Source organism: Marinovum sedimenti (genome assembly GCF_054052205.1).
The window spans coordinates 3,156,371-3,168,734 of the sequence record NZ_CM133223.1 but is presented as its reverse complement, the minus strand read 5'-3'; the positions used below and the strand labels follow the sequence as shown (position 1 = coordinate 3,168,734).

12 protein-coding genes are annotated in these 12,364 nt (G+C 64.1%); 6 read left to right on the top strand and 6 right to left on the bottom strand.

Annotation, left to right across the window (positions count from 1 at the left end):
• The first annotated feature begins 39 nt into the window (after positions 1-39).
• From ACW9UO_RS15160 to ACW9UO_RS15135, 6 genes are all read left to right on the top strand, one after another.
• A complete protein-coding gene (locus tag ACW9UO_RS15160; protein WP_457086607.1) occupies positions 40-912 on the top strand; it encodes a LysR family transcriptional regulator in 873 nt (290 codons plus the stop codon).
• A gap of 111 nt (positions 913-1,023) precedes the next feature.
• On the top strand, positions 1,024-2,451 hold the full coding sequence (gene ccoG, locus ACW9UO_RS15155) for a cytochrome c oxidase accessory protein CcoG (RefSeq protein WP_457086606.1): 1,428 nt from the start codon (positions 1,024-1,026) through the stop codon (positions 2,449-2,451).
• Position 2,452: 1 nt separating this feature from the next.
• Entirely contained in the window at positions 2,453-2,914 is a 462-nt protein-coding gene (locus ACW9UO_RS15150; protein WP_457086605.1) for a FixH family protein, read from the top strand.
• A complete protein-coding gene (locus tag ACW9UO_RS15145; RefSeq protein WP_457086604.1) occupies positions 2,904-5,090 on the top strand; it encodes a heavy metal translocating P-type ATPase in 2,187 nt (728 codons plus the stop codon). Before ACW9UO_RS15150 ends, ACW9UO_RS15145 begins: the two co-directional genes overlap by 11 nt.
• 4 nt (positions 5,091-5,094) lie before the next feature.
• On the top strand, positions 5,095-5,253 hold the full coding sequence (gene ccoS, locus ACW9UO_RS15140; protein ID WP_457086603.1) for a cbb3-type cytochrome oxidase assembly protein CcoS: 159 nt from the start codon (positions 5,095-5,097) through the stop codon (positions 5,251-5,253).
• An 86-nt stretch (positions 5,254-5,339) separates the two neighbouring features.
• Positions 5,340-6,365 (top strand): hypothetical protein, encoded by a 1,026-nt coding sequence (locus tag ACW9UO_RS15135; RefSeq protein ID WP_457086602.1) that lies wholly within the window; start codon positions 5,340-5,342, stop codon positions 6,363-6,365.
• 37 nt (positions 6,366-6,402) lie between these two features.
• Here ACW9UO_RS15135 and ACW9UO_RS15130 read toward each other — a convergent pair whose 3' ends face one another.
• The 6 genes from ACW9UO_RS15130 to ACW9UO_RS15105 all read right to left on the bottom strand — a co-directional run bounded on the left by ACW9UO_RS15130 (position 6,403) and on the right by ACW9UO_RS15105 (position 12,261).
• Positions 6,403-7,644, bottom strand: a complete 1,242-nt coding sequence (locus ACW9UO_RS15130) for an SPOR domain-containing protein (protein WP_457086601.1) — start codon at positions 7,642-7,644, stop codon at positions 6,403-6,405.
• Positions 7,645-7,735: 91 nt separating this feature from the next.
• Positions 7,736-8,368, bottom strand: coding sequence for a uracil phosphoribosyltransferase (gene upp / locus ACW9UO_RS15125; RefSeq protein ID WP_457086600.1), 633 nt, complete (start codon positions 8,366-8,368; stop codon positions 7,736-7,738).
• Complete coding sequence (locus ACW9UO_RS15120) at positions 8,365-9,351, bottom strand: adenosine deaminase (RefSeq protein ID WP_457086599.1); 987 nt, start codon at positions 9,349-9,351, stop codon at positions 8,365-8,367. The genes upp and ACW9UO_RS15120 overlap by 4 nt, the downstream gene beginning before the upstream one ends.
• Positions 9,348-10,556 carry a phosphopentomutase gene (locus tag ACW9UO_RS15115; RefSeq protein WP_457086598.1) on the bottom strand — a complete coding sequence of 403 codons (1,209 nt, stop codon included), beginning with the start codon at positions 10,554-10,556 and terminating at the stop codon, positions 9,348-9,350. The genes ACW9UO_RS15120 and ACW9UO_RS15115 overlap by 4 nt, the downstream gene beginning before the upstream one ends.
• On the bottom strand, positions 10,553-11,863 hold the full coding sequence (locus ACW9UO_RS15110) for a thymidine phosphorylase (protein WP_457086597.1): 1,311 nt from the start codon (positions 11,861-11,863) through the stop codon (positions 10,553-10,555). The genes ACW9UO_RS15115 and ACW9UO_RS15110 overlap by 4 nt, the downstream gene beginning before the upstream one ends.
• Complete coding sequence (locus ACW9UO_RS15105; RefSeq protein WP_457086596.1) at positions 11,860-12,261, bottom strand: cytidine deaminase; 402 nt, start codon at positions 12,259-12,261, stop codon at positions 11,860-11,862. The genes ACW9UO_RS15110 and ACW9UO_RS15105 overlap by 4 nt, the downstream gene beginning before the upstream one ends.
• Positions 12,262-12,364 lie beyond the last annotated feature (103 nt).

Genomic DNA, 12,364 nt, shown 5'->3' with positions numbered 1-12,364 from the left:
GTCTGGAATATTTCGGAAATGTAAGGTAGGATTACACATATGGATTGGACCGCCCTGCCCCCTTTGGCCGCCTTGCGGGCCTTTGCCGCGTTTTCCGACAAGGGATCGGTGCAGGCGGCGGGCGATGCGCTGAACGTCAGTCATGCGGCGATCAGCCAGCAAATCCGCAATCTTGAGACGCATTTGGGCCTGTCGCTGCTGGATCGTTCGGGGCGCAGCATGGTGCTGACCGGTGATGGCCAGCGGCTGGCGGATGCGGTGCTCGACGGGTTTGGCGGCGTGGTGCGGATCACCGATGAGCTGACCGGGCGCGATGCGGATCGGCCGCTTATGGTCTCGGCGACGCCGAGTTTTGCCTCGTCTTGGTTGATGCCGCGGCTGGCGGATTTTCGGGCGGCCAACCCCAGCATCAGTCTGATGATCGACCCGACCGCCGAAGTGAAATCGCTGGAACCCGGCGGCATCGACGTGGCGCTGCGCTATGGCGCGGGCGATTGGCCGGGGCTGGAGGCGGAATTGCTGGTGCGTTCGCCGATTGCGCTGGTGGCCGCGACCTCGCTTGTGGGCACCGGACCGTTTGATGATCTGAGCGCGCTGCGCGAGTTTCACTGGCTTCAGGAGCTGGGGACCAATGAGGCGACCGAGTGGTTTGCCCGGCTCGGCGTCGACCGCAATCGCGCGATGGGGATTTCGTCGCTGCCCGGCAACCTGATGATCGAGGCGGCGCGGCAGGGGCAAGGCATTGCGATCACCGCGCGGGCGTTTGTTGAGGATGACATTGCGACGGGGCGCTTGCGGCTGCTCTACGAAGATATACGCGACAAAGGGTATTTTGTGGTGACGCGGCCCGGTGTGCAGCGCCCGCCGGTGCGGCTCTTTGTGCGCTGGCTGCGGCGGCACGCGACAGAGTGAGGGCGGCATAAAAACCTGACTTGAGGATGCGCAATTTGACTTAGGTCAAGGCCGCGCGGGGCCGGACGGGCGAAAAGGGCCAGGATGATGACCCTGCCGGAGTGTGTTCCGTTGAGCGAGACCCAAGAGCAAAGCCTGTATAAATCGCGCGAACCGATCTTTCCCAAGCGGGTGTCGGGCAAATTTCGCAACCTGAAATGGGCGATCATGATCGTCACGCTGGGCATCTATTATCTGGTGCCGTGGATCCGTTGGGACCGGGGGCCGAGCCTGCCGGACCAAGCGGTTTTGATCGATCTGGCGGGGCGGCGGTTCTACTTTTTCTGGATCGAGATTTGGCCGCATGAGTTCTATTTCGTCGCCGGATTGCTGATCATGGCGGGGCTTGGGCTGTTTCTGTTCACCTCGGCGTTGGGCCGGGTGTGGTGTGGTTATGCCTGTCCGCAAACGGTGTGGACCGACCTGTATATCCTTGTGGAACGTTGGATCGAGGGCGACCGCAATGCGCGGCTGCGGCTGCATCGGCAGAAAAAGCTCGATCTGCGTAAGGTGCGGTTACGGCTGACAAAATGGGTGATTTGGCTGTTGATCGGGCTGGCGACGGGGGGCGCATGGGTGTTTTATTTCGCCGATGCGCCGACGCTTTTGCGCGATCTGGTGACCGGGGCGGCGCATCCGGTGGCCTATACCACGATGGCGATTTTGACGCTGACGACGTTCTTTTTTGGCGGGTTCGCGCGCGAGCAGATCTGCATTTACGCCTGCCCCTGGCCGCGGATTCAGGCGGCGATGGTGGACGAAGATACGCTGACCGTGGGCTATCGTCCGTGGCGGGGCGAGCCGCGTAAGGCCAGCGCAGAGGTCAAGGCTGGCAAGGCGCAGGGGGATTGCATCGACTGCATGGCCTGCGTCAATGTTTGCCCGGTGGGGATCGACATTCGCGATGGGCAACAGCTGGAATGTATCACCTGCGCGCTGTGCATCGATGCCTGTGATGACATCATGGGCAAGGTGGGTAAGCCACGGGGATTGATCGATTATATGGCGCTGACCGATGAGGCGGCAGAGCGTGCCGGGCAGCCACCAAAGCCGATTTGGCGCCATGTTCTGCGGCCGCGCACGGTGATGTATACCGCGCTTTGGGCGGCGGTCGGGATGATGCTGGTGTTTGCGCTTTTCGTCCGGCCCGAGATTGATATGACCGTCGCGCCGGTGCGCAATCCGACGTTTGTGACGCTGTCGGACGGGGCGATCCGCAACACGTATGAGGTGCGGCTGCGCAACAAACATGGCGAGGCGCGGCCGTTTCGGCTGTCGCTGAATGGTGATCCGGCGCTGCGGGTCGCGCTTGAGGGGGTCAGTGGCGATACGGTGGTGGCCGCCGCCGACGCCAGCCAATTTCAGAAGGTTTATGTGATTGCGCCTGCGGGGTCGGCGCCGGCGCGCGCGGCGCGCAGTGAATTTCGGCTGTGGGTGGAAGACACGCTTAACGGCGAGCGCAGTTTTGAAGACACGGTGTTTAACGGCAAGGAGAACTGAGATGATCACGGTGGAAAAGCGGCTGACCGGCTGGCACGTTTTGGCGATTTTTGTCGGGGCGTTTGCGGTGATCATCGGCGTCAATCTGGCGCTGGCGTTCAACGCGGTGAAGACCTTTCCGGGGCTGGAAACGCGCAACTCTTATGTCGCGAGCCAGAGCTTTGACACGCGCCGCGATGCGCAGGTGGCGCTGGGCTGGGTGGTCACGGCCGAGGCGCGGGAGGGCGCGGTGATCTTGTCGATCACCGATGCAGCGGGGGCGCCGGTGCAGGTGGTGGACCTGCAGGCGGTGCTCGGGCGTGCGACGCATGTGAAGGATGACGTGACGCCGGAATTTCGTTTCAACGGAGCGGCTTACGTGGCGTATGTCGATGTGGGTGCGGGCAATTGGAACCTGCGGATGACGGCGCAGGCGCTGGACGGAACGCCGTTTGAACAACGGGTGCCTTTGCATGTCGAGTAGCGTTTTGCGCCCCGGCGTGTCGGGATGCCCGGCCTGTGCGGCGGTGCCGGCGGCGCAAGGATTGGCGCAGGTGGTGCCGGATGCCACCCTCGCGCTGTCCTTGCCGGGGATCCATTGCGCCGCCTGCATCGCCACGGTGGAACGGGCGTTAAACGCGGTCGACGGCGTGCGCGAAGCGCGGGTGAACCTGACGTTGAAACGGGTGACATTGGCGGCGGCACCCGAGGTCTCGGCGGCGCAGGTGATCGCGGTGCTGGCGGGCGCGGGGTTTGAGGCGCACGAGCTTGACGCCGGGATGTTGCGGGCGACGGCGACCGACACGGCGGGGCGCGATTTGCTGATGCGTTTGGCTGTCGCGGGGTTTGCGATGATGAACATCATGCTGCTGTCGGTGGCGGTCTGGTCGGGGGCCGAGGGCGCGACGCGCGACATGTTCCACTGGATTTCCGCGATGATCGCGCTGCCGACCGTCGCATTCTCGGCCCAGCCGTTTTTTGTGAATGCCTGGAGTGCGTTGCGGGTGGGTCGGCTTAATATGGATGTGCCGATTTCGCTGGCGATTGCCTTGGCTTTGGCGACCTCGCTGTGGGAGGTTTGGCTGTCGGGGCAGCACGCCTATTTCGACGCGGCGATTGCGCTGACGTTTTTCCTGTTGGCGGGGCGGTACTTGGATCACCGCACGCGGGCGATTGCCCGCTCGGCGGCTGAGGAATTGGCGGCGCTTGAGGTGCCGCGCGCGACGCGGATTTTGCAAGGGGTTGAGGAGGTTGTGGCGCTGGCCGACTTGGCGGTGGGCGATGTTATTCTGGTGCGGCCCGGCGGGCGGATGCCGGTGGACGGCGCGATTGTGCAGGGTCGGTCCGAGATTGACCGCTCGCTTTTGACGGGCGAGACGCTGCCGGTGTTTGCCGCGCCGGGAGGCGTGGTCAGCGCGGGCGAGATTAACCTGACCGGGCCGCTGCATATTCGCGCCACCGCCATTGGCAAAGACAGCTCGCTGCATCAATTGGCCGATTTGGTGGCGATCGCGGAATCCGGGCGGGCGCAGTATACCTCATTGGCCGACAGCGCGGCGCGGCTGTATGCGCCGGGGGTGCATATCCTGTCGGCTTTGGCGTTTTTGGGCTGGTATGGGGCCACCGGCGACCTGCGGATTGCGCTGAATATTGCGGCGGCGGTGTTGATCATCACCTGCCCTTGCGCGCTTGGACTGGCGGTGCCGGCGGTGACGACGGCGGCCTCGGGGCGGCTGTTCAAACGCGGGTTGCTGATCAAACACGAAACCGCTTTGGAGCGGTTGGCGGCGGTGGATACGGTGGTGTTTGACAAGACCGGAACGCTGACGGAGGGGCTACCAGACGTGACCGATCCGGCGCGGCATTCTGAGGCGGCGATGCGGGTGGCGCTGGCGCTGGCCGAGGGGTCGGCGCATCCGTTGAGCCAAGCCCTGGCGCGGGCGGCGCGGGCGCGCGGGCTGGCCCCGGCGATGGTTCAGGACATCCGCGAAGTGCCGGGATTTGGCACTGAGGGGCGGCTAAACGGACAGCGGGTGCGGCTGGGCCGGGCGGGCTGGGCCGGGGGCGATGCGGTGGTGCCCGAAACCTCGGCTTGGCTGGCGATGCCGGGGGGCGCGGTGCACCGCTTTGGCTTTACCGACGCGCTGCGGCCGGGGGCCGAAGCGGCGGTGACGGCGCTGCACGGTGCGGGGATGCGGGTGATTTTGATGTCGGGCGATAGCAGCGCGGCGGTCGCGGCGATGGCGGCGCGGCTGGGTATTGGCGAGTGGCTGGCCGAGGCCCGGCCCGAGGAGAAGGCGGCGCAGATCGCGGCGCTCAAGGCGGCGGGCGCGCGGGTTTTGATGGTCGGCGACGGGCTGAACGACACGGCGGCGCTTGCGGCGGCGGATGTCTCGATCTCGCCGGCGACGGCGCTGGACGCGGCGCGGGTGGCGAGCGATATCGTCTTGCTGGGCCGCGATCTTTCGCCGCTGCCCGAGGCGCTGGCCACCGCGCGCGCCGCCACCCGGCGCATCCGCGAGAATTTCCGCATCGCGACGCTGTACAATATCCTTGCCGTGCCGCTGGCGATGGCCGGGTTGGCGACGCCGTTGATTGCGGCTTTGGCGATGTCGACCTCGTCGATTACCGTGTCCCTGAACGCTTTGCGACTGAGGTAACGCTATGAATGTGCTTGTCTTTTTGATCCCGATTGCGCTGCTTCTTGGCATTGTCGGGCTTGTTGCCTTCCTGTTTACTGTGCGGGCGCGGCAGTATGACGACCCCGAGGGCAACGCCCGCCGTATCCTGAATGATCAATGGGATGACGCGCCCAAACCCTGATGGCACAAGGGAAAAGACCGGCGATGGACCTCTGCCCGCCGCTCATGCTAATGTGCCGCGAAAAGAGGCGGAGCAGTCCCCGGACCATGACAGCGTTGACACAATTCCAGCGGTTGGAGGCCCCCGGCCTCTGGCGTGCCGACGAAAACGCGCAGCGGCGGGATGTGATCGTTTCGGTGGGCGATGCCTCGCTGGTGTTGAGCGATATGAACGACCGGGCCTTGGCGCATTGGTCGCTTGCGGCGATTGAGCGGGCCAATCCCGGCATCATTCCCGCCCGGTTTCACCCCGATGGCGACCCCAGTGAAGAGCTTGAACTTGACGGCGACGCCGCTGAGATGATCGAGGCGATTGAGCGGTTGCGGCGTGAGATTGCGCGCCGGCGTCCGCGTCAGGGGCGGCTGCGCTGGGGGCTTGGGGCCTGTGCGATTGCCGCGTTTTCGCTAAGTTCTGCGCTTTGGCTGCCCGATGCGCTGGTGTCGCACACCATGCGCGTGGTGCCCGAGGTGAAACGCGATGCTATTGGACTGACGCTGCTGGATGCGATTTCGCGCGTGGCGGGCCCGCCTTGCCGGGCCGAAGGGGCCGCACCGGCGCTGCGCATTCTTGGCCGTCGGGTGCTGGGGCAAAAGCGCGCCAGCGACCTGATTGTGTTGCGCGACACCAGCCGCGATACGGCGCATTTGCCCGGCGGATTCATCCTGTTGGACCGGGCGGTTCTGGAAGACAACGAAGATCCGGAGGCGGCGGCGGGCTATATCCTGATGGAAGATCTGCGCGCGAAACAGGCCGATCCGCTGGAGACATTGCTGCGCGAGGCCGGTATATTTGCCACCGCGCGGCTTTTGACAACGGGGCAATTGCCCGACGCCGTGATGGAGCGCCACGCCGAGACATTGATGGCCGCGCAACCGCGAACCTTGCCCAATGATGTGATGCTGACAGCGTTTCAGACGGCGGGGCTGCATTCAGCGCCTTATGCCTATGCCGTTGATGTGACGGGGGAATCCACGCTTGCTCTGATCGAGGCAGACTCGATGGCCGGGAGCGACGCTGTGCCGGTTTTGACAGACAATGACTGGCTGCGGCTGCAAACGATCTGCGGCGAATAGGCGAGGCGCGCGACTGGGCCGCGCGCCCTGATCCCGGTTATTTGCGCAGCGACGCCGCGCGATAGCCGACCCGGTTGCGCACGGTTTCGAGCGCCGAAGCCAGACGATCCTGCTGTTTGAACGGGCCCACAAGCACCATCTGCAGCGGGGTGCCTTTGTGGCTGAACTTGCTGATTTGCACCGGAAGACCGGCGGCTTGCAAACGTTTGATTGCGCCCTGCGCCGTTTGGGGCGAGCTGAAGGTGCCGACCTGAACATAACGGTGGCTGGCCGCGGCAGGTGCGGATTTGCGCAGCTGATTGGCCGCGACAGGCGCGGTTTTGCGCAGTTGTTTCGGCGCGGCTTTGGGGGCTGTGCCCTTGGTGCTGACCACGCCCGACGCGGTCTGCGCGCGCATCGTGGTGTAGGGGTAGCGCAGCTCGGGGAAGTGCTGGCTCACCTCCTCGCCGGTGTATTTATCGATCAATTTGCGCGGCACGGTGTTGGTCCAGACCAGCAGCATTTTGCGCCGCCCATCAAGGGTTTGGTGTGCGCGGGTGGTGCTGAGGCGATCGTCGTCAAAGGCCTTGCGATAGCCCTTGGGCACCGCGACCTTCTCGGACGCGCCGCGAATATAAGCGGTTTTCGGGGCGATCACGGTGTCGCCGGTCACATGGGTCACGCCGGTGGCGCCGGCATACACGCGCGCCTCTTGGGTGCCGCTGCTTTTGATAATGCGGTCATTGCCGACCACAATCACCGGGCCCATTTTGGTGCCATCGGGGCCGCGCAACACCGTATTGGGCGGCAGTTGGCCAGCACGGCGCACCACAATCGGAGGCTTCGGCGCGGCGTAAACGACAGGCGCGCGGGCCACGACCTTGGGTGCGGAGGCGCGGCGAACGGTGCGCGGCTTGGCGGTGGAGGTCACGCGGGTGGTGGCGCGGCGCACCATCGGTTTGGGGGCCGGAGCCGGACGGGCGGCGACCACAGGTGCCGGGATAATCTCGATCACTTGCGGCGGTTGTGCCGGGGCTGCAGCCACGCGGGCCACCCCTGACGCGGGGGCCGGAGCCGGTGCCCCACCCTGCCCGCAGATCACTTGCCGGTCGCGGTTGACGCGCGGCACCCAGTTCACATTGCCGTCGATACCGGCGCGAATGTAGATACAGCCGCGACTGTCGACATATTGCCGCCCGGAATACGAACTTGGCGGCGTTTCAGCGGGCGATGCAAGATCGGCCTGAATTTGCGCCAATGCCGTTTGTGCATTGAAAGAAAAACCAATTGCCACGGCCATTACCGCGCAGATGTTCAATTTAATCATAACCAGTCCCCACAGGTTTGAGTAAGCATGACAAATGGTTTCTCTTTAGTAAAGCCGCATCAGGCTATTTTGTGCCAAACATCCTGTCGCCCGCATCACCTAGTCCCGGAATGATATATCCCTTGTCGTTCAACTGCCTATCCAGCGAGGCTGTGACGATGGGCACATCGGGATGCGCCTCTTTCATACGGGCCACGCCTTCGGGGGCCGCGAGCAGGCACAAAAAGCGGATATTGGTGGCGCCGGCCTGTTTCAAAAGATCGATAGCCGCGGCCGAGGAATTGCCGGTGGCGAGCATCGGATCGACCGCAATCACCAGCCGGTCATCGAGGCCGTCGGGCACCTTGAAATAGTATTGCACCGGCTCGAGCGTTTCTTCGTCGCGGTACAGGCCAACAAATCCGACGCGCGCGGAGGGGATCAGCTCAAGCACGCCGTCCAACAGCCCGTTGCCCGCCCGCAAGATCGAGATCAGCGCCAGTTTTTTGCCGTCGAGCACCGGGGCGTCCATCACCTCCATCGGGGTCTGCACTTTTTGGGTGGTCATCGGCAGATTGCGGGTGATTTCATAGGCCAGAAGCTGGCTGATTTCGCGCAAAAGACGGCGGAATTCCGAGGTCGAGGTGGCCTGATCGCGCATCAGGCTCAGCTTGTGCTGCACGAGGGGGTGGTCGACGACGGTGAGATGATCGGTCATGTGGTTTCCAGCTTTTTCAGGATGGTGTCGCGGGTGGCCTGGTCACAGAAGGCGGCGTCGATGGCGGTGCGGTTCAGGGCTTTGAAATCGTCCTCATCCCATTCAAACACCCGCGCGAGCGCCTCGTATTCCTGTGTCATCGTGGTGTGGAAGAACGGCGGATCGTCGGTGGAGACCGTGACCTTTACGCCTCTTTCCCGCAGCTTTTCAATCGGATGCGCCGCGATCTTCGGGTAGACACCAAGCACGACGTTGGAGCCGGGGCAGACCTCGAGCACGATGCCCTTTTCGGCCAGTTCCTCGACCAGCGCAAGGTCTTCGATGGCGCGCACGCCGTGGCCAATGCGTTCGACATGCAGATCGCGCACCGAGGCGCGCACCTCATCCGGGCCGCGCCATTCACCGGCGTGGGTGGTGAGCCGAAGCCCGGCTTCGCGTGCCATATCAAAGGCATAGGCAAAATCCTTAGGGTCGCCTTTGTTCTCATCCCCGCCCATGCCAAAGCCGCAAAGCCAGTCATCGGCGGTTTCGGCGGCGCATTTGGCGATATGCTTGGCTTGGTCGGGGCCGAAGTGGCGGATGCAGGTTGCGATGCCGCGCAGGGTGATGCCGAAGTCGCGCTCGGCCTGATCTGCGGCCTCGCGAATGGCATGAAGATATTCGCGCCACGCGCCAAGATCGCCACCGCCGCAGAAATCCGGCGAGAGGAAAGTTTCGCTGTAGACGACGCCGTTTGCGGCGCTTTCCTCAAGTACGGCAAGGGTGAGGCGGCGGAAGTCTTCGGGGGTTTGCAGCACCTGCGTTGCGGCCTCGTAGACCTCAAGAAAATGGACAAAGTCGCGGAAGACGTAGTTGCCGCGTTCGTCAAATATCCCCGAGATATCCACAGACTTTTCCCGAGCAAGCCCGGCGATGAATTTTGGTGGGGCGGCCCCCTCGATGTGGAGGTGGAGCTCAACTTTGGGGGATGTTCGAAAACTCACAGGAAACTCCGTGTATTCTGTGGATAAGGGGTGTTTAGATGTTCGGATAGTGTAGCTGCGACAGAGGTGAAATCCACCAGACCGATGGGTTTTTCGCCATTTCCGGCGGCCAATACCGGCACCCGCTCGCGGGTGTGATCGGTGCCCGGCCATGTCGGGTCATTGCCGTGATCGGCGGTCAGGATCATCAGATCATCGGGGCGCAGGCGCGCAAGGATCGGCCCGATTTCAGCGTCGAACCATTCGAGCGCGCGGGCATAGCCCGAGACATCGCGGCGGTGGCCGTAGAGGCTGTCGAACTCGACGAAATTGGCAAAGACCAGCCCGCCTTCGGGGGCGTGATCGACTTGGTGCGCGAGGTCGCGCATCAAGTCGTCGTCAGTGCCTTTCGACACGGTATCAATGCCTTGCATCGAAAAGATATCGCCGATCTTGCCGATGGCATGCACCGGGCGACCGGCGTCGTGAACCCAATTGGTGAGCACTTGGCCCGGCGGCGTCACCGCATAATCTCGGCGGTTTTTGGTGCGTTTGAACGCCCCTTCGGTGCCGACAAAAGGCCGCGCGATCACCCGGCCGACGCGCATTTTGTGCAGATGCGGCGCGAGGTCTTGGCAGAGTTTCAGGAGCCTTTCGAGGCCGAAATGCTCTTCGTGGGCGGCGATCTGGAACACGCTGTCGACGGAGGTGTAGCAGATCGGCTTGCCGGTGCGGACATGCTCTTGGCCGAGCGCTTCGAGGATCTCGGTGCCGGATGCGTGGCAATTGCCTAAAATGCCATCTGCACCTGCAAGGTCGGCCGTCAAACCGCTGATTTCTTTGGGAAAGGACGGCGTTTCTTTGGGGAATGTGTGCCAATCCCACGGCACCGGCAGACCGGCCAATTCCCAATGGCCCGAGGGGGTATCTTTGCCGCGTGACTGTTCGGTTGCGGCGCCCCAGAGGCCGGTTGGAGTGGCGTTTAGACCCGGAACTTCATCGCCCGAGGCGAGACGGCAGGCGGCACTAAGGCCGAGGGCGTCGAGATTGGGCAGGCGCAGCGGGCCGGAGCGGCCCTCTTGGGCGCGGCCCTCGGCGCAGGCTTGGGCGATATGCGCGAGCGTGTTGGCTCCGGTGTCGGGCAGATCGCCGTTGAAATACTCGGCCGCATCAGGCGCGCCGCCGATGCCGACCGAGTCCATAACGACGAGAAATGCACGGGTCATGCGCCAATCCTTTCGATCACCAGATCGGTGTTTTGCGGGGCGTCGCGGCCAATACCGATGGCCGCGCGGACGGTTTGTGCGGCGCGGTCAGCCTGGCTTTCGCGGGCAGCATGGATGCGCGCGAGGGGCTGGCCTTTGGCCACGCTGTCGCCCAAGGAGACCACGTCGGACAGGCCAACCGCCGGGTCGACAAGATCGCTTTCAACCAGCCGACCGCCGCCGAGATTGACCACGGCGAGGCCCAGTGCTTCGCCGTCAATCGCCGTGACGATCCCCGCCTTGGACGCGGTCACTTCGCGGATCACCGGGGCCTCGGGCAGGAACCTTTGCCAGTTGTCAGCAAAATGCACCGGACCGCCCATCGTCTTGATCATACGACCAAAATGTTCGGCGGCGGCACCAGATGCGATGGACTTTGCAATCAGCGTTTCGCCCTCGGATGCGGTATTGGCCAGCCCGCCAGAGGCCAGCAAAGCGCCGCCCAGAGCGCAGGTGATCGCGTGCAATCGGTCGGTTTTTGCGCCGGTCAGGACCGCCATCGCGTGGTCGACTTCGAGCGCGTTGCCGAGCGCCGGCGCCAGCGGTTGCGACATGTCGGTGATCAGCGCCTGCGTCGGGCAACCCGCCGCGTTGGCGGTGCTGACAAGCGCCTCTGCCAAGGCGCGCGCGTCGTCTTGCGACTTCATAAAGGCACCGGAGCCGAGCTTGACGTCGAGAACAAGGCCATCGAGCCCCGCCGCGAGCTTTTTCGACAGGATCGACGCGGTGATCAGATCGAGGCTTTCGACCGTCGCCGTCACGTCGCGGATCGCATAGAGGCGCTTGTCGGCCGGGGCGATGTCGGCGCTGGCCGAGACGATGGCGCAGCCCGCACTGCGCACAACCGCGCGAAATTGGGTTTCGTCGAGTGTGGTGGTCAGGCCGGGGATGCTTTCGAGTTTGTCGAGCGTGCCGCCGGTGTGGCCAAGCCCGCGCCCCGAAATCATCGGCACAAACGCCCCGCAGGCGGCCAGCGCGGGGGCGAGCACGAGCGAGACGCAATCTCCCACCCCGCCGGTGGAATGTTTGTCGAGCACCGGGCCGGGCAAATCCCACGCCAGAGTTGCGCCGCTGTCGCGCATCGCAAGGGTTAACGCGACGCGCCCCGCATCATTCAGGCCGCGCAGGCAGACGCCCATCGCAAAGGCCCCGGCCTGGGCATCGGTCACGCCGCCATCGGCCAAGCCCTTGGCAAACCACGCAAGGTCTTCGGACCCGAGCGGTTTGCCTTTGCGCAATTGCGCAATGATCGCACGGGCGTCGCTCATGGTTTGGCGATGTCCATCTGGGCCGCGTCAAAGGCACCGGGGAGCAATTCGGCGATGGTCATCGTCATTTCCGCGCCGCCGAGCGTGGCCATCGTGACGGCGACATCGGGACCAGCGGCAAATTCCGCGAGCTTTTGACGGCAACCGCCGCAAGGGGTGACGGGCGTGGGGCTGTCGGCCACGACGTAAGCCGCGTCAAACCGGGTTTGGCCGGCGGCGACCATGGCGGCGATTGCGCCCGCCTCGGCGCAGGTGCCCTCGGGGTAGGCGACATTTTCCACATTGCAGCCGCCAAAGACTGTGCCATCGGCGGCCTGCAGGGCGGCACCGACCTTGAAGCCGGAATAGGGCGCATAGGCATTTTCGCGCACGGCGCGGGCGGCATCTGGTAAACTCATGAAACATCCCCCTTGTTATGACGTTCGCCGATGATCACGGTGCGGGCGGCGCGATGCAAGCGTGACGTGGCCAAAATCAGCCAAGAATTGCCACGCAAACCGC